The organism is Curtobacterium sp. MCLR17_042 (genome assembly GCF_003234695.1).
GTDB classification, from domain to species: Bacteria; Actinomycetota; Actinomycetes; order Actinomycetales; family Microbacteriaceae; genus Curtobacterium; species Curtobacterium flaccumfaciens.
Genome location: NZ_QKTD01000006.1, coordinates 163,771 through 182,647, shown reverse-complemented (window position 1 = coordinate 182,647; position 18,877 = coordinate 163,771). Strand labels below are relative to the sequence as shown.

The 18,877-nt window shown below is 71.7% G+C and carries 19 protein-coding genes; 8 read left to right on the top strand and 11 right to left on the bottom strand.

Translation table 11 applies throughout. The features are described from left to right. Nucleotides 1-33: 33 nt before the first annotated feature. Nucleotides 34-1,230, bottom strand: a complete 1,197-nt coding sequence (locus DEJ02_RS18750; protein ID WP_111028636.1) for a peptidoglycan DD-metalloendopeptidase family protein — start codon at nt 1,228-1,230, stop codon at nt 34-36. Nucleotides 1,231-1,389: 159 nt separating this feature from the next. Here DEJ02_RS18750 and DEJ02_RS08530 point away from each other — a divergent pair, with 159 nt between their 5' ends. Then, nucleotides 1,390-3,270 (top strand): gamma-glutamyltransferase family protein, encoded by a 1,881-nt coding sequence (locus DEJ02_RS08530; protein ID WP_111032669.1) that lies wholly within the window; start codon nt 1,390-1,392, stop codon nt 3,268-3,270. A 144-nt stretch (nt 3,271-3,414) separates the two neighbouring features. Here DEJ02_RS08530 and DEJ02_RS08525 read toward each other — a convergent pair whose 3' ends face one another. Together DEJ02_RS08525 and DEJ02_RS08520 are read right to left on the bottom strand one after the other, a co-directional pair. Next, a complete protein-coding gene (locus tag DEJ02_RS08525; protein WP_111032668.1) occupies nt 3,415-4,458 on the bottom strand; it encodes an NAD(P)-dependent alcohol dehydrogenase in 1,044 nt (347 codons plus the stop codon). Nucleotides 4,459-4,480: 22 nt separating this feature from the next. After that, nucleotides 4,481-5,095: a DUF805 domain-containing protein gene (locus DEJ02_RS08520; RefSeq protein ID WP_111032667.1), complete on the bottom strand. Its 615-nt coding sequence runs from the start codon at nt 5,093-5,095 to the stop codon at nt 4,481-4,483. A 123-nt stretch (nt 5,096-5,218) separates the two neighbouring features. Here DEJ02_RS08520 and DEJ02_RS08515 point away from each other — a divergent pair, with 123 nt between their 5' ends. The 3 genes from DEJ02_RS08515 (at nt 5,219) to DEJ02_RS08505 (ending at nt 7,603) form a co-directional block, all read left to right on the top strand. After that, entirely contained in the window at nt 5,219-5,659 is a 441-nt protein-coding gene (locus DEJ02_RS08515) for an OsmC family peroxiredoxin (protein WP_027467170.1), read from the top strand. A 113-nt stretch (nt 5,660-5,772) separates the two neighbouring features. After that, nucleotides 5,773-6,027, top strand: a complete 255-nt coding sequence (locus DEJ02_RS08510) for a hypothetical protein (RefSeq protein ID WP_111032666.1) — start codon at nt 5,773-5,775, stop codon at nt 6,025-6,027. 58 nt (nt 6,028-6,085) lie between these two features. Then, nucleotides 6,086-7,603 (top strand): threonine/serine exporter ThrE family protein, encoded by a 1,518-nt coding sequence (locus DEJ02_RS08505; protein ID WP_111032665.1) that lies wholly within the window; start codon nt 6,086-6,088, stop codon nt 7,601-7,603. A gap of 100 nt (nt 7,604-7,703) precedes the next feature. On the opposite strand, the gene DEJ02_RS08500 is transcribed toward DEJ02_RS08505, so the two are convergent. Continuing rightward, the gene (locus DEJ02_RS08500) at nt 7,704-7,898 is read right to left on the bottom strand and encodes a DUF2795 domain-containing protein (protein WP_027467172.1); all 195 of its coding nucleotides are present in this window, start codon (nt 7,896-7,898) and stop codon (nt 7,704-7,706) included. Between the two features lie 91 nt (nt 7,899-7,989). After that, the gene (locus tag DEJ02_RS08495; RefSeq protein WP_027467173.1) at nt 7,990-8,673 is read right to left on the bottom strand and encodes a TetR/AcrR family transcriptional regulator; all 684 of its coding nucleotides are present in this window, start codon (nt 8,671-8,673) and stop codon (nt 7,990-7,992) included. A gap of 169 nt (nt 8,674-8,842) precedes the next feature. On the opposite strand from DEJ02_RS08495, the gene DEJ02_RS08490 reads away from it, so the two are divergent. Further along, nucleotides 8,843-9,160 (top strand): hypothetical protein, encoded by a 318-nt coding sequence (locus tag DEJ02_RS08490; protein ID WP_027467174.1) that lies wholly within the window; start codon nt 8,843-8,845, stop codon nt 9,158-9,160. A gap of 97 nt (nt 9,161-9,257) precedes the next feature. On the opposite strand, the gene DEJ02_RS08485 is transcribed toward DEJ02_RS08490, so the two are convergent. After that, nucleotides 9,258-10,184, bottom strand: coding sequence for an SDR family oxidoreductase (locus DEJ02_RS08485; protein ID WP_111032664.1), 927 nt, complete (start codon nt 10,182-10,184; stop codon nt 9,258-9,260). Between the two features lie 198 nt (nt 10,185-10,382). On the opposite strand from DEJ02_RS08485, the gene DEJ02_RS08480 reads away from it, so the two are divergent. After that, nucleotides 10,383-11,126 carry a hypothetical protein gene (locus DEJ02_RS08480; protein ID WP_111032663.1) on the top strand — a complete coding sequence of 248 codons (744 nt, stop codon included), beginning with the start codon at nt 10,383-10,385 and terminating at the stop codon, nt 11,124-11,126. Between the two features lie 6 nt (nt 11,127-11,132). Here DEJ02_RS08480 and DEJ02_RS08475 read toward each other — a convergent pair whose 3' ends face one another. The 4 genes from DEJ02_RS08475 to DEJ02_RS08460 all read right to left on the bottom strand — a co-directional run bounded on the left by DEJ02_RS08475 (nt 11,133) and on the right by DEJ02_RS08460 (nt 16,380). After that, nucleotides 11,133-11,915, bottom strand: coding sequence for an endonuclease/exonuclease/phosphatase family protein (locus DEJ02_RS08475; RefSeq protein ID WP_111032662.1), 783 nt, complete (start codon nt 11,913-11,915; stop codon nt 11,133-11,135). 38 nt (nt 11,916-11,953) lie between these two features. Next, complete coding sequence (locus tag DEJ02_RS08470; RefSeq protein ID WP_111032661.1) at nt 11,954-13,456, bottom strand: LCP family protein; 1,503 nt, start codon at nt 13,454-13,456, stop codon at nt 11,954-11,956. A 146-nt stretch (nt 13,457-13,602) separates the two neighbouring features. Further along, nucleotides 13,603-14,253, bottom strand: coding sequence for a GntR family transcriptional regulator (locus DEJ02_RS08465; RefSeq protein ID WP_111032660.1), 651 nt, complete (start codon nt 14,251-14,253; stop codon nt 13,603-13,605). 12 nt (nt 14,254-14,265) lie between these two features. Then, nucleotides 14,266-16,380, bottom strand: a complete 2,115-nt coding sequence (locus DEJ02_RS08460) for an efflux RND transporter permease subunit (RefSeq protein WP_111032659.1) — start codon at nt 16,378-16,380, stop codon at nt 14,266-14,268. 77 nt (nt 16,381-16,457) lie between these two features. Here DEJ02_RS08460 and DEJ02_RS08455 point away from each other — a divergent pair, with 77 nt between their 5' ends. Next, a complete protein-coding gene (locus DEJ02_RS08455; protein WP_111032658.1) occupies nt 16,458-16,865 on the top strand; it encodes a MarR family winged helix-turn-helix transcriptional regulator in 408 nt (135 codons plus the stop codon). A 74-nt stretch (nt 16,866-16,939) separates the two neighbouring features. Then, the gene (locus DEJ02_RS08450; RefSeq protein WP_111032657.1) at nt 16,940-17,980 is read left to right on the top strand and encodes an LCP family protein; all 1,041 of its coding nucleotides are present in this window, start codon (nt 16,940-16,942) and stop codon (nt 17,978-17,980) included. 74 nt (nt 17,981-18,054) lie between these two features. Here the strand turns inward: DEJ02_RS08450 and DEJ02_RS18745 are convergent, their stop codons facing one another. Next, a complete protein-coding gene (locus DEJ02_RS18745) occupies nt 18,055-18,759 on the bottom strand; it encodes a transglycosylase family protein (protein ID WP_111032656.1) in 705 nt (234 codons plus the stop codon). Nucleotides 18,760-18,877 lie beyond the last annotated feature (118 nt).

The following is an 18,877-nucleotide window of genomic DNA, read 5'->3' as shown; positions in this document are numbered from 1 at the left end:
CCGCCGAACCCCGCCCCGCGCGCGTCCCCCGCCTCAGCGGAAGTGCATGTTCTTCAGCGGGTCGACGAGGGTGCCGTTCCGCCGCGTCTCGACGTGCACGTGCGGCCCCGTCGACTGCCCAGTGTTGCCGGACTTCGCGATCTCGGTGCCGAGCTTCACGATCTGCCCCTGCTTCACCTCGATCTTGCTGAGGTGCGCGACTAGCACCGCCGTCATGCCGTACGTGACGACGATGTAGTTGCCGTAGGCCGCGTCGTTCGCGATGGTCTTGGTGACCGTCCCGGTCCCGGAGCCGTACACGGCCGTCCCGACCGGCACCGGGGCGTCGGTGCCCTGGTGGTAGCGCGGGACGTGCCCGGCGCCGCGGTCGTCGCCGTACCGGCCGGTGATCTTCGTGCCGTTGACCGGCCAGGCCAGGCCGGTGACCGGTCGGCTCGACCAGACGCGGGTGTCCTTGGCGCCGTAGAGCACGACGTTGCCGTCGACCTGGACGAGCAGGTTGCCCGACCCGGCGGTGCTGGTGCGCGAGCTCCAGAGCGCGACCTTCTTGCGCGAGGCGTCACGGGTCCAGATGACGAAGTTGCCCTTGGCCTGCAGCTCGGCCCAGGCGCCCGGGTGCCCGCCGGTGCGCGACTGCCAGACGACGCGGCCGCTGACCTTCTGCACCAGGTTGCCGTCGGTGCGCATGTTGAGGATGCGCGTGTTCGAGGTGTCGGATCGCAGCACGGTGCCGCCCAGGATGGTGTTCCCCGACGGGACGCGGTCCTGGTAGCCGTTCCAGCTCACCACCACGGTCTTGCCGGCGAGCAGCGCCATCGTGCCGTCGGCTCGCACCTTCAGTGCGGTCGAGTTCACGGTGCCGGCCGAGGCCCATCGGGCCACACGCTTGCCGTTCTTGGTGATGTCGAGGGCACGGTTCTTGCCGACCACGGCGATCGCGCCGGAGTTGCCGGCGGTGTTCGACGCCCACAGCACGCGGTTGCCGATGCCGTACTCCACCAGGTTGCCGTCGCCCTGCATGATGAGCTTGAACTGGCCGTTCGGCGACGTGACCTGGTCCCCGGGCAGGATCTTGGTGCCGGCCGGGGCCGAGCCGACCCAGACCGCAGAGGCCGCTGCCGGTTCGGCTGTCGCCACGAGCGCCCCCGCCGCCAGGGCCAGTGCCGTCACGGCGCCGGCGATGCGTGGGAGTCGGCGCGCACGTGCGACGGTCGACGGAGTGGTGGTCATGGATCCCCTGCCCTGGAAACGACCGTGCGAGCGCGCGGTCGTTCGGCGCTCGCCCTGCACGAGTCGCCGAACGATGTTCGCTTTTCTGCGCGGGGTGCACAACCCCTTGGACGGGGGGTGTACAGCACGGAGCCGATCGCCGCGGGACAGGATGGGACCATGTCGACGCCGAACCCCGCCTTCGTCCCGCCCGCAGCGCAGACCACCCGTCCGGACCTGCGCGGCACGTTCGGGATGGCGGCCTCGACGCACTGGATCGCGACGGCGACCGCCCAGTCGGTGCTCGAGCGCGGCGGCAACGCCTTCGACGCCGCCGTCGCCGGGGCCTTCGTCCTGCAGGTCGTGGAGCCCCACCTGAACGGCCCCGGGGGCGACCTGACGGCGGTCTTCGCGACGGCAGTCAACCCCGTGCCGACGGTGCTGGTCGGTCAGGGCCCCGCCCCCGAGGGCGCGAGCCCGGAGCACTACCGCGCCGAGGGCCTCGACCTGGTCCCCGGCTCCGGCGCGCTGGCCGCGACCGTCCCCGGCGCGGTCGACGCCTGGCTGCTCCTGCTCCGCGACCACGGCACGTGGGAGCTGGCCGACGTCCTCGCCCCCGCGATCGAGTACGCCCGCGACGGACACCCGGTCGCACCTTCGGTGGTCCGGACGATCACCGCCGTGCGCGGCCTGTTCGAGCAGCACTGGCCCACCTCCGCCACGCAGTGGCTGCCGGGAGGCACGGTGCCGGTCCCCGGGGACCTGGTGCGCAACGAGGCACTCGCCGCAGTGCTCGACCGGCTGGTCGAGGCGGGTGCCGGCGCCGGCAGCCGGACCGGCCGCATCGATGCGGCCCGGTCCGAGTGGGCGGAGGGGTCCGTCGCCGAGGCGATCGACCGGTTCGTCCGCGAACCGCACCGGCACGCGTCGGGCACCGACCACGCCGGGGTCATCCGGGCCTCCGACCTGGCGGCGTTCCGGGCGTCGTACGAACCCGCGACGACCGCCGAGTTCCGCGGCTGCACGATCGCCAAGACCGGACCGTGGGGCCAGGGTCCGGCGCTGCTCCAGACACTGCGGCTGCTCGAACCGCTCGACGACGCCCTGCTCGACCCGTCGACCGAGCTCGGCGCGCACACGATCGTCGAGGCGCAGAAGCTCGCCCTCGCCGACCGCGAGGCGTTCTACGGCGACGGCGAGGTCCCGATGGACGTCCTGCTCTCCGACGCCTACGCCGACGAGCGCCGTGCGCTGATCGGCGAGCGCGCTTCGGCCGAGCTCCGCCCCGGCACGGTCGCCGGGGTCGAACACGCGCTGCCGCCGGTCCGGACCTCGTACGACTCCGCCGGGTCGGTCGGGGTGGGCGAGCCGACCGTGCAGGTCGCCCGCGAGGCAGAAGCCGACACCGAGGTCCCGCCCGCCGCTCCGCTCGAGGACCGCGGCGAGCCGTTCGTGACCCCCGACGGCGAGACCCGCGGCGACACGTGCCACATCGACGTCGTGGACCGCTGGGGCAACATCGTCAGCGCGACGCCTTCCGGCGGGTGGCTGCAGTCGTCGCCGACGATCCCCGAGCTCGGGTTCTGCCTCGGCACCCGCCTGCAGATGACGTGGCTCGAACCGGGCACCGCCTCGACCCTGCGCCCCGGTGAGCGCCCCCGCACCACGCTGACCCCGACCCTGGTGCTCCGCGACGGGCAGCCGGTCGCCGCGCTCGGTTCCCCCGGCGGTGACCAGCAGGACCAGTGGCAGCTGCTGTTCCTGCTGCGGTGGATCGTCGGCGGGTACTCCCCGCAGCAGGCCATCGACGCACCGGCGCTGCACACCACGTCGTTCCCGGGGTCGTTCTGGCCGCGCACGTGGGAGCCCGCCGGACTGGTCGTCGAGGACCGCCTGGGCGACGAGGTCATCGCGGCGCTCGAGGCCCGCGGACACGTCGTGACCCGCGGCGGTGACTGGAGCCTGGGCCGGCTGTCGTGCGTCACCCGCGACCCGGACACCGGGGTCCTCGGCGCTGCCGCGAACCCCCGCGGCGCGCAGGGCTACGCCGCGGGACGCTAGAGCGTCGGCCGTTCCTTCCCAGAACACCCGCACTGGCAAGTGGAATCGGGCGTACCTGGTCAGAACTTCCGACCAGGTACGCCCGATTCCGCCAGGTACGCCCGATTCCGCCAGGTACGCCCGATCCGGCCAGGCACGCCCGGTTCAGAGCGTCGGGACGACCACCGCGCGACCCGAGAGCTCCCCGGCCTCGAGCTTCCGGTACGCCTCGAGCGCGTCGGACAGCGCGTAGCGCTCGACGTCGGGGACGATCTGCCCGGCGCGGTACATCGCGACGACCTCGTGCAGGTCCTCGATGGTGCCCCAGTAGGTGTTCGTGATCGTCGACTCGTACGGCGTCGCGAAGAAGTTCCACTCGGTGGTGCCGCCGGCGATCCCGACGACGGTGAACCGCCCGCCGACCGCCATCGAGGCCTGCGCGACCTTGATCGTGGGGGTGGCACCGACGAAGTCGAAGGCAGCGTCGACTCCGCGTCCGCCGGTGATCTCGCGGATGCGCTCGGCCTGGTCCGGGCCGCCGGGGACGGTGATCGCGCCCCGGGCTGCGGCGCGGTCCATCGCGTCCTGCTTCATGTCGGTCGCGATGACCGTGGCACCGGTGAGCGCCGTGAGGATCTGCACGGCGATCTGCCCGAGGCCACCGAGCCCGACGACGAGCGCGAAGCGACCGCCACCAGCCAGGTTCGGCAGGGAGTTCTTGATCGCGTGGTACGGCGTGAGGGCGGCGTCGCTCAGCGGTGCGGCGGCGACCGGGTCGGCGTCGCCGAGCGGCACGAGGTTCCGCGCCGGGACGCTCACGTACTCCGCCATGCCACCGTCGCGCCCGAGGCCGATCCCCATGTACGGGTTCGTCGCGGCGTTCTCGCAGTAGGTGTCCTGCCCCTTCGAGCAGTACGAGCAGTGCCCACAGCCGACCGGCCCGTAGACCAGGTAGGCGTCGCCCTCGGCGAAGCCGGTGACCCCGTCACCGACGGCCTCGACCCAGCCGGAGTTCTCGTGGCCGAGCACGAAGGCGGGGGCCTGGGCTCCCGGCTGCCCCTGCTGGAACTCGCGGTAGACGGCGACGTCCGAGTGGCAGGCACCGGCGCCGGCGACCTTGAGCAGGACCTCACCCGGCTCGGGTGCGGGCTTCGGGACCTCGGTCAGGGACGGGAAGGTCTGGTACTGCTCGAACACGACGGCGCGCATGGGGTTCTCCTTTGATCGCCCTTCACGCTACACCTGTCGTCGAGGACGACATGTGTCGTCCAGTTGCCTCGGGGTCACGCCCTCCCGCGAACAGTCCGCGGTCGAACCGTGCCCCACCAGGGCGCGACGACCGCGCCACCATGACACCCAGCACGACCGCACCGAGCGGTCCGGTGAACACGAGGAGCAGGATCCACAGCCCGGTGTGGTCCCGGTCGTGCAGTCGCCGCACGAGCAGCGACCACCGCGGCACGATGGTCAGGATCGTCGGCACGAGGATCGCCAGGTCCCACGCGTCCGGCCAGACGTCCCGCCCACCGCTGCCCCAGCCGAACCACGCCCCCTGCCCGCGGTCGATCAGGTGGAACGAGACCCGCGGTGACGGGACGACCCCGAACGGGTCGACGTACATCTCCCACCGCCCTCCGGTCCCGTGCGCGCCGACGACCCAGAGCGCGACGCCGACCAGCGCGAGCTCGAGGGCGATCACCCACCAGAACTCCGAGCGACTCGCCCGCCCGTGGAACCGCCACCCCTGCGTCCAGAACCGGAGCCAGGCGACCACCGGGTTCGTCACGTCGGCCGGCCCCTGCTCGAGTACGGACTCGCGGAAGCCTGTCTTGTCGCTGTCCCCCATGTGCCAGATCGTAGGGCAGACCTGCGTCTTCGCCGTGAGCCCGTTGCGAGAACGCTCGTTCTCCGATTGACTCAGGAGCGGCGGTCCCGCTCGGGGCCGCTCCCCCACACGAAAGGAGCGGGCATGCCCACTCGCACCGCACGCACCGCCTGGAACGGCGGCCTCGAGGACGGTTCCGGCCAGGTCGAACTCTCGAGCTCGAAGGTCGGCACGTACGACGTCTCGTTCCCGAAGCGCACCGCCGAGGACGCCGGGGGCACCACGAGCCCCGAGGAGCTCATCGCCGCCGCACACTCGGCCTGCTACGCCATGCAGTTCTCCGCGGTCCTCGGCGAGGCCGGCGGCACGGTCGAGGCCCTCGACGTCAAGGCCGACGTCTCGCTCGGCCCGGACCCGGCCGGCGGCTTCCGCCTCACCGGCATCGTCCTGACCGTCAGCGGCGAGGTCTCCGGCATCGACGAGGCCGCCTTCCTCAAGGCCGCCGAGGACGCCAAGGCGACCTGCCCGGTCAGCAAGGCGCTGACCGGCGTCGAGATCACGCTGCACGCGACCTTCGAGCAGTAGCGAACGCAGCGCAGTAGGCGCGCGAAGCAGGAACCGTCACCACGTGACGGACGGGAGGCCCGGTGCCAGCTGGCACCGGGCCTCCCGTCCGTCGTCCACCTACGCTGGGTGCCGTGCCCCGCTTCCTCGCCACCCCGACCCTCGTCGCCCTCTGGCTCGGCCTGCTGGCCGTCGTCGTCGGGATCGTGTTCGTGCTGACGGCTCCGACGTTCACGTTCGGCTTCGTCGCCTTCGCCCCGCTGTCCGACTACGCGTTCGTCGCCAATGGCCGACCGTGGCAGCTGACCGCCGGACCGGTCCTCGTGCTGGTGGGCGCGGTCGTCGCGGCGTTCACCCTCGGTCGTCTGAGCACGCGCCGCCGGGGCTGATCCGAAGGCGTCCAGCGGACGTCCGGACTCGGCTGCCGTCGACTGGCACCATGGCGTGATGGCCGAGCAGCACCCCCCGGGCCCGCACAAGCCGGGCCGCCCACCCCGGCCACGACGCCGCAGCCTCGCGCAGCACGACCTGCGCGACGCACGGGCCCGCCTGCGCGGGACGATCTACGAGCACGTCGAGCCCGACGCCAAGGGGCGCGACCAGTACACGGCGACCCAGATCGTCGACTTCTGCCTCGACCTGGCCGAGGTCATGCTCGCCTCCGGTGCCGACACCCGCAGCGTCGAGACGGCCGTCGTCGCGGTCTCGACGAAGTGGAACCTCGCGCCGCTCGACCTCGACTTCTCCGGCAGCTCGGTGACCATCCAGTACGCCCCGGCCGACGTCCCGCCGCTCGTCAAGGTCCGCACCGTGCGGTCGGACGGCTCCGACCTCGACAAGCTCGCGCGGGCGAACCAGATCGTCGACGACCTGATCCACGACGACCGCGACATGACCTCGGCGGTGAGCGCCCTGGTCGCCGTGCTGCGACTCCCACCGCGGTGGCCGATGTGGCTGTCCGACGTCGGCCTGTCGATCCTCGGCATCTCGATCGCCGTGCAGGCCGGAGGCGGATGGCGTGCGGGACTCGGGGCGTTCGTGTTGATGCTCGGGATCATCGTCTCCGGGCGCTGGCTGACCGACCGGGGGTACCCGCAGTTCTTCGTGTCCGGGGCGCAGGGCGCGGTGGCGTCGGCGATCGGCACGCTGGCAATCTGGGCCGGCGTGCTGAACGCGAACGGTGCGGCGACGATGGTGGCGGCGCTCGTGGTGCTCCTGCTGCCGCACCCGTCCCTGGTGACCTGGGCGCAGGACGCCATCTCCGGGTTCCGAGCGATGGCCGTGGCCCGGGCGTTCTACATCGGACTGGTCATCGCGGCGATCGTGGTCGGGGTACCGGCCGGGATCGCCATGACGCACTGGCTGCGGATCGAGGTCGACCCGTCCGGCATCGTGACGCAGACCCTGCCGCTCTGGGCGTCGCTGTCACTGACCGTGGTGTCGGCGGGCGCGAACTGCTTCGTGCAGCAGGCCAGCGCCCGCGTGATCCCGGTCGCCGTGGTGTTCTCGGTCGCCGCCGGCGCCGCGCTGTGGGCGCTCCGGCAGGCCGGGCTGCCGCTCCTCGGGGCGACGTTCCTGGCGGCGGTGCTGCTCGGGGTGCTCTCGACCTACGCGGCCGTCCGGATGCGCACGGCCGTGGCGGCGATCGCGGTACCGGCGTTCTGCGGGGCACTGCTGCCCGGTGTCGCCGTGTCGAACGCCCTGCTGAACTTCATGTCCGGCTCGTCGAGCGCCGCGCTCGACTTCGTGGCGGCGGTGTCCGTGGCACTCGGGATCGGTGCGGGCCTGGTGCTCGGCGGACTCTTCGCGACGCCCGGTGCCCGTCGAGCGCTGCGCCGGACGCGTCGGGTCGTCGTGCACTCGGTCCACAACGACACCACGGCGCTGCGCGTCATCCGTGACACCGGCTACGACCCCGGCGACGGTTCGGTACCCCGCGGGTCGCGCTCGGGCGGCGCTTCGTGAGCTGCGCGGCCGGCGCTTCGTAAGGCGCTTCGTGAGCAGAAGAGGTCGGGTGCGACGCACGCACCCGACCTCTTCTGCTCACCAAGTGGGCGTACTGCGCTCAGCCGGCGTCGGACACCGCGCTCGACACCGCGGTCGGGGCGTCGTACTCGCCGTCCGGGATCGCGCGGAGCGCCTCGAGGACGTCGTCCGGGGCGCCCTCCTGCTCGGCCGTCGAGACCACGTCGTCCTTGGACGCCGGGTAGTCGATGCCGCTCAGGTACTTCTGGACCTGGATGGGGTTCGGTGCTGCCATGTCGGTTCCTTCCGTCAGGTTGCGACTCCCGGAGTACCCGCGGGGCGCTGCACGACGGCGCGGGGAACGCGCTCCGCGGACGAACCGCCGGTCAGATCTCCCAGCTGCCCGAGTCGTCGTCGTCCCACATCGCCAGACGGCGGGCGGCCTGCGGCTCGTACCGTTCCATCCAGCCGCGCTCGAGCCGGGCGACCGCGCGGTCGAACGCCGCCACCAGGTCGAGCTCGGCGCGCAGCAGGGCCTGCAGCTGCAGCCCCTCGTACAGGGCGATGAGCTGCTCGGCGCCGCGGCGGGGGTCCATCGTGTGCGGGGCACGGCCGATCGCGACGTCGTGCTCCAGGCCGCGCTTGATCTGCGCGAAGAAGAGCTGGTACCGCGACCGCAGGTAGGTCGCCATCGGGTGCGCCGGGTTGCCCGCGACGGACAGCAAGGCGACGAGCAGGCGCATCAGGGCCGGGTCCTCGGCGTTCGAGGCGACGATGGCGCGGAGCAGGTCCACGGTCGAGCCGTCACCGACCTCGTGCGTGACCTCGTCCATCCGGGCACCGTTCCAGCGGTCCAGCGCGGCGAGGACCAGGCCGTCCCACGACGGGAAGTGCTGCTCCAGCTCGGCGACGCTGATGCCCATCCGCTCGGCGACCTGCACGGGCCGGGCTTCGTGGAAGGGGACGTCCCGGAGCAGGTCGACGGTGGCACCCACGATCGTGATCCGCAGGTGCAGCGTGGCCGCCGCGGCCGCCGCGGCCTGCGTGTCGGCGCTGGTGTGTTCGAGCATCGTGCCCTCCGTCGTCCCCGGACGTCCTGTCCGTGTCACCCCGGATCCGGGGTACCTCCATCCAAACGCAGAACGGGGGACACCAGAATCCCCGGTACGGGTGTGGGCACAAGGGGGGACAGACCACGACGTCGAGCCGGTTCGCGGCCGTCCGTGCGACCATGCGGGCATGACCCCGAACGACCCCACAGCCCAGGGACTCGCGACCATGGCCTCGACCGGCTTCGAGTTCGGCGGCGACCCCGACCAGGTGGCGCACGACGTCCGGGCCATGTGGGAGCAGCTCGGACGGCCCGCCGGTGCGTTCGAGGCGGCGGCTCGAGCCATCGCCGTGCTGCCCCAGCGGCCCGAGGTGCCGATCGCCGACCAGGCCCGCCGTCGCGCGTTCGAGCAGGCGATCGGCATCAACCCCGTCGAGGTCGAGCTGGCCGCCGCGATGTCGGCGCGCGAGCTCCTCGAGCGGATGGCGCGCTCCGTCAGCTGTTGACGCGACCAGGCGCCCTGGACCCGACCACACGGACGACGGGAGGCGCGGTACCCACCGGCACCGCGCCTCCCGTCAGAGCCCCGTCAGGAACAGCGCCCTACGGCGTCGGCATCCCACCGTCGACGTGCAGCGTCTCGCCCACGACGTACGACGACTCACCGCTCGCCAGGAACACGTAGGCCGGCGCGAGCTCGGCCGGCTGGCCCCAGCGACCCAGGTAGGTCTGCTCGCCCGCGCTCGGCAGCGCCTCCGGCGGCTGACCGCCGGCCGGCTGCAGCGGCGTCCAGATCGGGCCAGGAGCGACCGCGTTGACGCGGATCCCCTTCGGCGCGAGCTGCGCGGCCAGGCCCTTCGCCATGTTGTTCACGGTCGCCTTCGTGGCCGCGTAGTGCACCAGGTGCGGCGACGGGGCGTACGCCTGGATCGACGTCGTGTTGATGATCGTGGAGCCGGGCTGCAGGTGCGGCACGGCGGCCTTCGTGATCCGGAACGTCGCGTACGCGTTGGTCTTGAAGGTCTCGTCGAACTCCTCGTCGGAGATCTTGGTGATGTCGTCGACGTTCTGCTGCTTGCCGGCGTTGTTCACCAGGATGTCGAGGCCACCGAGCTGCTCGACCGCGTCGGCGACGAGCTGCTCGCAGACCTGGAGCGAGGTGATGTCGCCCGGCAGTGCGACGGCCTTGCGTCCGGCTGCCTCGATGAGCGCGACGATGCGGTCGGCGTCCTCCTGCTCCTCGGGCAGGTACGAGATCGCGACGTCCGCACCCTCGCGGGCGTAGGCGATGGCCACGGCGGCGCCGATGCCGGAGTCGCCACCGGTGACGAGTGCCTTGCGGCCGGTCAGACGACCCGAGCCGCGATAGGTGTCCTCACCGTGGTCGGCGGGGACGTTCTGCGCCATCTCCGCGTCGGTGCCGGCGCCCTCGAGGTACTGCTCGTCGGGCTTCTTGTCGGCGTACATCTTCGTGGGGTCCTGCATCACGTACTGGTCAGGCCCGGTCTGGTCGTTCTGCTGGTCCGTCATGCCGCCGACGGTACGCAGGGGGTCGCTGCGGGCCGTCCAGGAGGCTGTCCCCCGTTGCGCGGAGCGGCCTGCGCCCGCCGGCCGGTCCGGTCCAGGGCCGCAGGTGCGTGATCCTCGTTTGTCACGGTCCGGTGACGGGCAGGCTCCGATTCGGTAACACCTGTCGTTCTGTTCCGATCGAGGCCCTACCGTCGAACGGTGACTCCTCGGACCCTGCTGGCGCTCGGCGCCGCCGTGCTGGCCTTCTCGGCCGGTGCGCTCGCGTTCGACGGCACAACCGGGCTCGGGGCAGACGTGGCCGTGGCCGCCGAGACCTCGCACGACGCCGCTCCGGTGCACGTGACGAAGGCGGAACTCCGACGGGTGGACTCGATCGAGCTCGACGCCGAGGCCCTGGTGCTCCGGGACGGCGACGACACCGTGGTGGAGTCCTCGATGCGCGACTCCGGGCTGACCGTGAGCGTCCTGAACCGTCTGCTCGGCACACCGTCCCGCACGCAGACGGCCGAGGGCGACGGCGGGGCGTGCTTCCCCGCCGGCACCACCTACACCTGGGGCGGCGCCATCCGCGTCGCAGCGCTGACGACCGACGCGGCGGCCGGCAACGCCGTCGAGATCCGGGTGCTGCGCGACTCGGTCCGCAGCGTGCTCGGCCGACAGATCGAGCTGACCGGCCCCGGCGGTGTCCGGGTGGGCGACGACATCGCGGACGAGATCGCCGACGCTCCCGGTTCGGAGCGGGTGTCCTACGGCTCGGACGACTCGCGCGCCTGGCAGCTCCTGCTCCGCGAGGGCTGGGCCGACCGGCACGACGACGACGACGACGAGTCGAGCGAGCACTCCGACGACGCCGGCACCAACGGCGTCTCCGCCCTGACGAACGAGACGACCGTCACGGTGCTCGGTTCACCGATGCCCGTCCACGCGCAGCGGAGCTGCTGAAGCGACTCAGACCCGCAGTGTCGCGACCACCGGGAAGTGGTCGCTGGCGAACCAGGTCTCGGGGCCGTCGTGGTCGATGACGATGCGGTCCACGGCGCTGACGTCGCGGGTGAGCACCCAGTCGATCCGCTCGCCCGAGTCGACCGGCGGCTGCCAGTCGTTGAACGTGGCGGTGCGGTCGGCGGAGTCCCCCGCGGCGAGCCAGGCGTCGGCGAACCCGGCCTCGGCGAACACCCGCGAGGCCGTCCCGCTCCCCGCGGGTTCGTTGCAGTCCCCCGCGAACACGACCGGGCCGGTGGTACCAGCCAGTCGTTCGGCGATGAGCGCGGCACTCCGGCCCCGGACCTCGTCACCGTGCGCACCGGGCTCGTGGTCCAGGTGCGTGGTGAGCAGGGTGAACGCGGGCCCCTCGGCGTCGAGGAACCGGGCGTGGTTCGCGATCCGTGGGTACAGGCTGCCCCAGGTGTTCGAGACGGGCTCGTCCGGGGTGTCCGACAGCCAGAACGACCCCTCGTCGGACGGCCGGAACCGTTCGCGGCGGTAGAAGACGGCCGCGTGTTCGCCGGCGTCACCGCCCTCGCGCCCCTGTCCGACGTCGGCGTGGTCCGGCAGACCGGCACGCAGGTCGTCCATCTGGTGCGCGAAGGCCTCCTGCACGCACAGCAGGTCGGGGTCGTGCCGGCGGATCAGGTCGAGCACGACCGGCAGGCGGGCCGGCCAGTCGTGCGCGGGGTCCGGGTTCTTGATGTTGTAGGTCATCAGGACGATCGGGCGTGCGGCGCTGGTCACACCGTGAACCTACCGATCGGTTGCCCGGCGGGTTCCCATCAGTTGATGCAGGTGCCCTCGGTGCCGTAGTTGTGCACGTCGGTCGACTTGGGCGTCGGCTCCTTCGCGGGCTTCTTCGTCGGCTTCGTGCCGGTGCTCGAACCGCCGGTCGACGGCGTCGAGGCGCCGGCGCTCGGCTCGGTCGCGACCGGCTTCGCGGTCTTGCCGTCGGTGCCGAGCACGAGCGTGACACCGGTGACCGCACTGGTGCGGACGGCGACGGCACCGGGCACCACGGATGCGATGGCCTTCGCCTGCGACTCCTGACCGGCGGGGTACTGCACCTGGGTGGTCTTCGTCGTCGCGGACGAGCCGGCCGGGGCGACCTGGAAGCCGCGGGCGGTCAGGACCTGCCCCGCAGCCGTCGCGGCACCCTCGACCCCGCTGCCGTTCAGCACGGTGACCGAGGTGTTCGCCGGCTGTGCGCGGCCGGCCTTCGTGTACGCCTCGGGTTCGCCGACCAGGCCCTGCACGAACGCGGGCAGGCCGACGGTGTCGACCTCGACGATCGACAGGGCGGAGCCGTTCACGTAGATGGTCGGCGTGCCGAGCGTCGGGATGGTGGCGGACTGGATGTTGCCGGGCCGCAGGTTGCGCATCTGCGACGCCAGGTCGATGAGGTCGGTGTCGGTCTGGATCGATCCGCCGACGGCCTTGAGGATGTTCCCCATCTTCACCGGGTTGAGCAGCGTCCCCGCCGACGTGACCTTCCGGGCCTCCTGCGACAGGAAGTACTGCTGGCGGACGTTGCGGTCCAGGTCACCGTTCGGCAGGCCGTGGCGCTGTCGCACGAAGGACAGCGCCTCCTTCGCGTTGAGCGAGGACTTGCCCGCCGGCAGGTCGACGCCGGAGTACGGGTCGCTGGTGGCCTGGTTGAGGCAGACGTCGACGGGGCCGAGTTCCTTGACGACCTGGTAGAAGCCGAGCAGCGAGACGCGGACGTAGTGGTCGATCTGCAGGCCGCTCAGGTTCTCGATCGTCTTGATGAGCATCTTCGCACCGCCGGTGTCGCCACCGCCGTTGAGCGTGCCGTAGTAGAAGGCGCTGTTGAGCTTGCCCTTGCCGACGTCCGGGATGTCGACGTACGAGTCACGGGGGAACGAGATCATCGTCGCCTGGCTGCCGTCGGCGTTGATGTGCAGCACGATCATCGTGTCGGTGTTCGTCGCACCACCGTCCGACGTCGTGCTGAGTTCCGCCATCTGCTCGGGGGTGGCGTTCTCCGGCCGGTGATCGTCGCCGACGAGCAGGATGTTCTGCGCCTTGCCGTCGACGTCGTCCTTCGTGTCCTTCTTGCCGGTGATCGCGTTGACGATCGTGACGCCGTCGGACAGCTGGTTGTACGCGTACCCCGCGTACCCGACGCCCAGCAGGAGGGCCATCGTGAGCACCCCCGCGACGGCCGGGAACACGACGCCCGCCCGACGCTTCTGGCGCCCGTGGCGCGGCGTCGCGGCACCGCGGTGTGCGGGCTCGGTCGTCTGCTCGGGTTCGTTGCTCACCGGGAAACCATAACCGCCGCGCGGGGAACGGACATGGGATGCGCCTGGAAGGTCACCCCGTACTCGCCGTCACCCCGTGACGGACTGGAGGCCCGTGGCGGGGTCGCCACGGGCCTCCAGTCCGTCTCCTGGTCGCGCTCGGCGCGCTAGTCGCGCGACGGGAGCAGGTGGATCGCCTCCATGGCGAGTTCGGCAGCGATGGGGTCCTTCGCGACGATGGCGTCCTTGAGCTTCGTCAGCTCGGGCAGGATCACGTCGGCCGGCAGGAGCTCGGCGAGCTCCGGCACGCGGAGCTTGAAGGACAACCCGTCCGTCGTCGAGTTGCAGAGCTGCACGAGCGACGGGTTGCCGCACGCATCCGCCCACATGGCGTAGATGCCGGCTCCGTCGCGCGCCACCTGGTCCTGCTCGTCGGCGCTCACCCGCGCGTGCACGTCGTCGAGCATCTTCACGATCTTCTTGCGCTGCGCGTCCGTGAACCGGGGCACCGCGAGCCGCACGACGCCGCCGTAGATCACGCCGAGGGTGCGGTACGCGTCGAGGAGTTCCCCCTTCGTCGGCGCCGCGACCCGGGTGTAGCGGTTCGGCGCCATCTCGATCAACCCGGCCCGGGCGAGCTCGGCGAGGGCTTCGCGGATCGGCGTCCGCGAGACACCGAGCCAGGCGATCAGGTCGTCGTCGTTGAGCCGTTCCCCGGGCTCGAGCGTGCCGTCCATGATGGCGTCGCGGATCTTGTCCTGCACCGTGTCACGGAGGAGCTTGCGCTCGGCAGCGGGCTGCGTCGAGGGAACTGGCATGGGTCCAGCGTGTCACATGTCAGGGTTCGTGCGCGAGAGGCGCGACGGCCACCAGGCGCGGTGCCCGAGGTCGTAGGCCAGCGCCGGCACGAGCAGCGAACGGACCACGATCGTGTCGAGCAGGACGCCGAACGCGACGACGAACGCGATCTGCACGAGGAACAGGATCGGGATCACGCCGAGGGCGGCGAACGTGGCGGCGAGCACGACGCCCGCCGACGTGATCACCCCGCCGGTCACGCCGAGTCCGCGCAGGACGCCCTCGCGTGGACCGTGCCGCAGCGCCTCCTCGCGCACTCGCGTCATGAGGAAGATGTTGTAGTCGACGCCGAGTGCCACCAGGAACACGAACGAGTACAGCGGCACGCTCGGGTCCGCGCCCGGGAAGTGGAACACGTGGTCGAACACGAGCGCTCCGACACCGAGGGCCGCCGCGAAGGACACGATCACGCTGCCGATCAGCACGAGCGGCGCGACGATGCTGCGGAGCAGGAGCATCAGGATCAGCAGGATCACGACGAGCACCACGGGGATGATCAGCGTGCGGTCACGGATGCCGGTGTCGTTCGTGTCGACCGCCGTCGCGGTGACGCCACCGACGATCGCTCCCGGGTCGACCCGTTCGACGGCGGTGCGGAGGTCGCGGACGGTCTGCTCGGCGGCGTCCGAGTCGGCGGCATCGGACAGCGTCGCCTCGAGCAGGACGTCACCGCGGGAGACCGTCGGCGTGCCGCTGCCGGCGGCGTCCCCGGTCACCGGGACGGTCCCCGCGGGGCTGTCCTTCGCCGCAGCGACGACACCGTCGACCCCGTCCACCGCGGTGATCGCGTCGACGAGCTGGTCGAGGTCGCGCTCCGCGCCGATGACCTGCGCGGGGCTGCCGGAGCCGCCCGGGAAGTGGTCGGCCAGCACGTCCTGTCCGTCGCGCGCCTGCGACGACCCGATGATCAGGTCGCTCTGCGGCACCCCGTCCGCCTTGAGTCCGAACAGGCCGGCACCCATCGCGAGCAGGCCGACCGTGCAGACGATCCACACCACCCGGGACCGACGGGCGACGAGCCGGCCGACGCGCGCCCAGATGCCGCGGGCGTCCGGACCGGTGAGCACGGGGTGGGCGCTGCCGAATACGGGACGCAGCGGCCAGAACGCCGCGCGGCGGAACGCGAGCAGCAGCGCGGGCAGGAGCGTCAGGGCGGCGAGCAGGCTGAACGCGATGCCGATGGCCGCGACGGGGCCGAGCGCCTTGTTCGAGTTGAGGTCGGAGAGCAGCAGGCAGAGCACCCCGACGATCACCGTGCCGCCCGAGGCCAGGATCGGCTCGAGACTCCCCCGCAGGGCGGCCTTCGTCGCGTCCCAGCCGGTGCGGTGGTCACGCAGGGCCTCACGGAAGCGCGAGGTGTACAGGAGCGCGTAGTCCGTCGCCGCGCCGATCACCAGGATCGACAGGATGCCCTGCACCTGCCCGTTGACCGTCACGATGTCGGCCTTGGCGAGCCACCAGACCACGAGGATCGAGGCGCACAGGGCGAAGGTGGCGGTCCCGAGGACGAGGACGGGCAGCAGGGGTGATCGGTAGACGATGATCAGGATCACGAACACCGCTGCGAGCGCCACCCCGAGCAGCAGCCCGTCGATGCCGGCGAAGGCCTCGGTCAGGTCCGCGGTGAACCCGGCCGGGCCGGTGACGTAGCCGCTCACCCCGGACGGCAGTGCGTCGTCGACGTCGGCCCGGATGGCCTCGACCGCGTCCCCGGTCTCGGCGTCCTGCGTGAGCGTGGCGACGATCTCGACCGCGTCGCCGTCCTCGCTCGGGATCACCGGGCTGACGGCATCGACGTCGGCGCGGTCGGACAGCGTCGTGGTGAGTGCCTTCGCGTCGGCGAGGTCGGTCGACGTCAGGCCGCCGTCGCGCTCGAGGACGATGATCGCGGGCGCTCCGGACTCGTCGCGGAACTCGGAGGACCGCTCCTGCACCTTCGTGGCGTCGGCCGAGGCGGGCAGGAACGAGGTCTGGTCGTTGGTCGAGACCTCGGAGATCTTGCCGAAGAAGGGACCGCCGACCGAGGCGATGCCGAGCCAGACCACGATGACGAGCGCGGGGAGGACGATGCGGAGGAAGCGGGACACGTCGGTGAGCGTACACCGATCGTCAGCATGCTGATTACTTGACGGTCGAGCGCTCCTGACGACCATAGAATCACGACATGCAGGACACGAGCGAGCAGTGGCCCCTCGGGCGCCTGCTGTCCGCGGCTGCACGGTCCGTCGAGCGGGACTGGGACGAACGACTCCGCGCCATCGGACTCTCGCACGCCGCGGTCGTCGCGATCGACATCCTCATCCGGACGGGTCCGACCGGCGCGGACACCATCGCCCGCACGGCCCGGGTCCAGCCGCAGACGATGTCCCGCACGCTCGAGCGGATGGAGCGAGACGGCCTGGTCGAGCGCACCCCGCACCCCGCCGATCGTCGGCGCCGCGTGGTGAGCGTGACGCCTGCCGGCCGATCCGCCTGGGAGACCGCACGGCACATCGAGCGCGAGGTCCTGCCGGAGAACCCGGCGCTCCGGACGGCACTGGGCGAACTGCTCGCCAAACCGCAGTCCGAGTGAAACACTGTTCATGAAATACCACATGCGGTAAGATCCCGTGGTCGGTCCGTGCCGACCTGACCACAGGAGCCCGCATGTCCGAACGCCGAGCCGCCCGCGCGGCCGTTGCACACGCCCACCACGCCGCCAGCAGCAGACGGCGTCGTCGGCCGTTCCTCGTCGCGCTGATCACGACGCTCGGCTCGCTCATCGGTGTCGCCCTGGTCGTCGCCGTCGTCGCGAGTGCGTTCGTCGGCGGTCTCGCTCGGAGCTTCGACGCCGGACGCGAGACCATCACGAACCCGTTCCCGAGCGGCACCCGACCGACGCCGACGGCAGGTGAGAACGTCCTGCTCATCGGTTCCGACTCCCGGGCGCAGGGCAACCCCGATGGTGGCCCTTCGACGTCCGGCGGGCGTTCGGACACCCTGATGCTGGCGCACGTCCCCGCCGATCGACAGCACGTCTACCTGATGTCGATCATGCGGGACTCCTGGGTCGAGGTCCCCGGGCACGGCCGCGCCAAGATGAACGCCGCGTACGCCTGGGGCGGGGTACCCCTGACCGTGCAGACCGTCGAGCAGCTCCTGGACGTCCGGGTCGACCACGTCGCCGAGATCGACTTCACCGGGTTCGAGGACATGACCGATGCCCTCGGCGGCGTGACCGTGTCCTCCCCGCAGGCCTTCTCGACCACCCACCACGACTTCGTGGCGGGGACGAACCGCCTCGACGGCACCGACGCACTCGCCTTCGTGCGGGAGCGTCACGCGTTCGCCGACGCCGACCACACCCGGGTCCGCAACCAGCAGGCGTTCATGCGCGGCGTCGTGGACGGGCTGCTGTCCCGCGGCACCGTCACCAACCCCGGGCGCATCCAGGACTTCGTCGCCGCGACCAGTGAGCACCTGTCGGTCGACGCGGGGTTCACGTTCGCTCGGATGGCGGAACTCGGGTGGTCGCTCCGCGCGGTCCGGGCCGACGACCTCGTGACCTTCACGGTGCCGACGGCGGGCTCCGGGACGTCACCGGACGGACAGTCGATCGTGACGCTGAACCAGCTCGCGATCGGGTCCCTGTCCCAGGCGCTCCGGTCCGACGACGTCGCCGGCTGGCTCGCGGACAACCCGCAGTAGCCCGGCTCCGCACGCACGACGACGCCCCACGACTCGAGGTCGTGGGGCGTCGTCGTGTTCGGTCTGCGGAGAGATCAGGCGGGGAGCTGGAGCTCCTGGCCGGCGTAGATCAGGTTCGCGTCGTCGATGGTCGACGTGTTCGCGGCCCAGAGCTGCTTCCAGCCGCCGTCGATCCCGAGCTTCGTCGCGATCGTGTCGAGCGTGTCGCCCGAGGCGATCGTGTACGTCTTGCCGCTCGTCTTGACCGGGGCGGGCTTGCTCGGCGTCGTCGCTGCCGGGGCGGGCGTCGACTCGGTCGTGCTCGGCGCGGCCGGCTGCGGGGCGGCCTGCTCGGCGGGAGCCGGTGCCGGAGCGGCGGGCTGCGGGGCAGCCTGCTGTGCGGGCGCCGGAGCCGGTGCGGGGGCCGGAGCCGCCGCGGCGGGCGCTGCACCGCTGGTGCCGCTCAGCCCGAGCTGGGCGGAGCAGGCAGGCCAGGCACCCCAGCCCTGCGAGGCGAGGACACGCTCGGCGACGGCGATCTGGGCCTCGCGGCTGGCGGAGGCGGGGTTGCCCGCGCCACCGTTCGCCTGCCAGGTACCGAGGTTGAACTGCAGGCCGCCGTAGTAGCCGTTGCCGGTGTTGATGGCCCAGTTGCCGCCGGACTCGCACTGCGCGAGCTGGTCCCAGGTCGAACCGGACGCTGCGTTCGCGGGGGCTGCCGCGAGGCCGACACCGGTCGCGGCGATGCCGGCGAACGCCAGGCCACCGACGATGGTGCGGGTACGGGAAAGCTTCTTCATGTGATTGCTCCACCGGGGTCACGAGCCGCATCTGTTGCGGGATCCACTGCCCACCCCGACCGATCGCGGTCAGTTGTGGGGGTGCGCCACCGGGGGCAGTGGTCATCGGGCCGGCGGC

Bases quoted from the DNA above. Each gene is read 5' to 3' on its own strand.
- DEJ02_RS08450 (WP_111032657.1), top strand. From the start codon at position 16,940: ATGTCCGAACGCCGAGCCGCCCGCGCGGCCGTTGCACACGCCCACCAC.
- DEJ02_RS08490 (WP_027467174.1), top strand. From the start codon at position 8,843: ATGACCCCGAACGACCCCACAGCCCAGGGACTCGCGACCATGGCCTCG.
- DEJ02_RS08455 (WP_111032658.1), top strand. From the start codon at position 16,458: ATGCAGGACACGAGCGAGCAGTGGCCCCTCGGGCGCCTGCTGTCCGCG.
- DEJ02_RS08485 (WP_111032664.1), bottom strand. From the start codon at position 10,184: ATGACGGACCAGCAGAACGACCAGACCGGGCCTGACCAGTACGTGATG.
- DEJ02_RS08500 (WP_027467172.1), bottom strand. From the start codon at position 7,898: ATGGCAGCACCGAACCCCATCCAGGTCCAGAAGTACCTGAGCGGCATC.
- DEJ02_RS08530 (WP_111032669.1), top strand. From the start codon at position 1,390: ATGTCGACGCCGAACCCCGCCTTCGTCCCGCCCGCAGCGCAGACCACC.
- DEJ02_RS08525 (WP_111032668.1), bottom strand. From the start codon at position 4,458: ATGCGCGCCGTCGTGTTCGAGCAGTACCAGACCTTCCCGTCCCTGACC.
- DEJ02_RS08465 (WP_111032660.1), bottom strand. From the start codon at position 14,253: ATGCCAGTTCCCTCGACGCAGCCCGCTGCCGAGCGCAAGCTCCTCCGT.
- DEJ02_RS08505 (WP_111032665.1), top strand. From the start codon at position 6,086: ATGGCCGAGCAGCACCCCCCGGGCCCGCACAAGCCGGGCCGCCCACCC.
- DEJ02_RS08520 (WP_111032667.1), bottom strand. From the start codon at position 5,095: ATGGGGGACAGCGACAAGACAGGCTTCCGCGAGTCCGTACTCGAGCAG.
- DEJ02_RS08495 (WP_027467173.1), bottom strand. From the start codon at position 8,673: ATGCTCGAACACACCAGCGCCGACACGCAGGCCGCGGCGGCCGCGGCG.
- DEJ02_RS18745 (WP_111032656.1), bottom strand. From the start codon at position 18,759: ATGAAGAAGCTTTCCCGTACCCGCACCATCGTCGGTGGCCTGGCGTTC.
- DEJ02_RS08515 (WP_027467170.1), top strand. From the start codon at position 5,219: ATGCCCACTCGCACCGCACGCACCGCCTGGAACGGCGGCCTCGAGGAC.
- DEJ02_RS18750 (WP_111028636.1), bottom strand. From the start codon at position 1,230: ATGACCACCACTCCGTCGACCGTCGCACGTGCGCGCCGACTCCCACGC.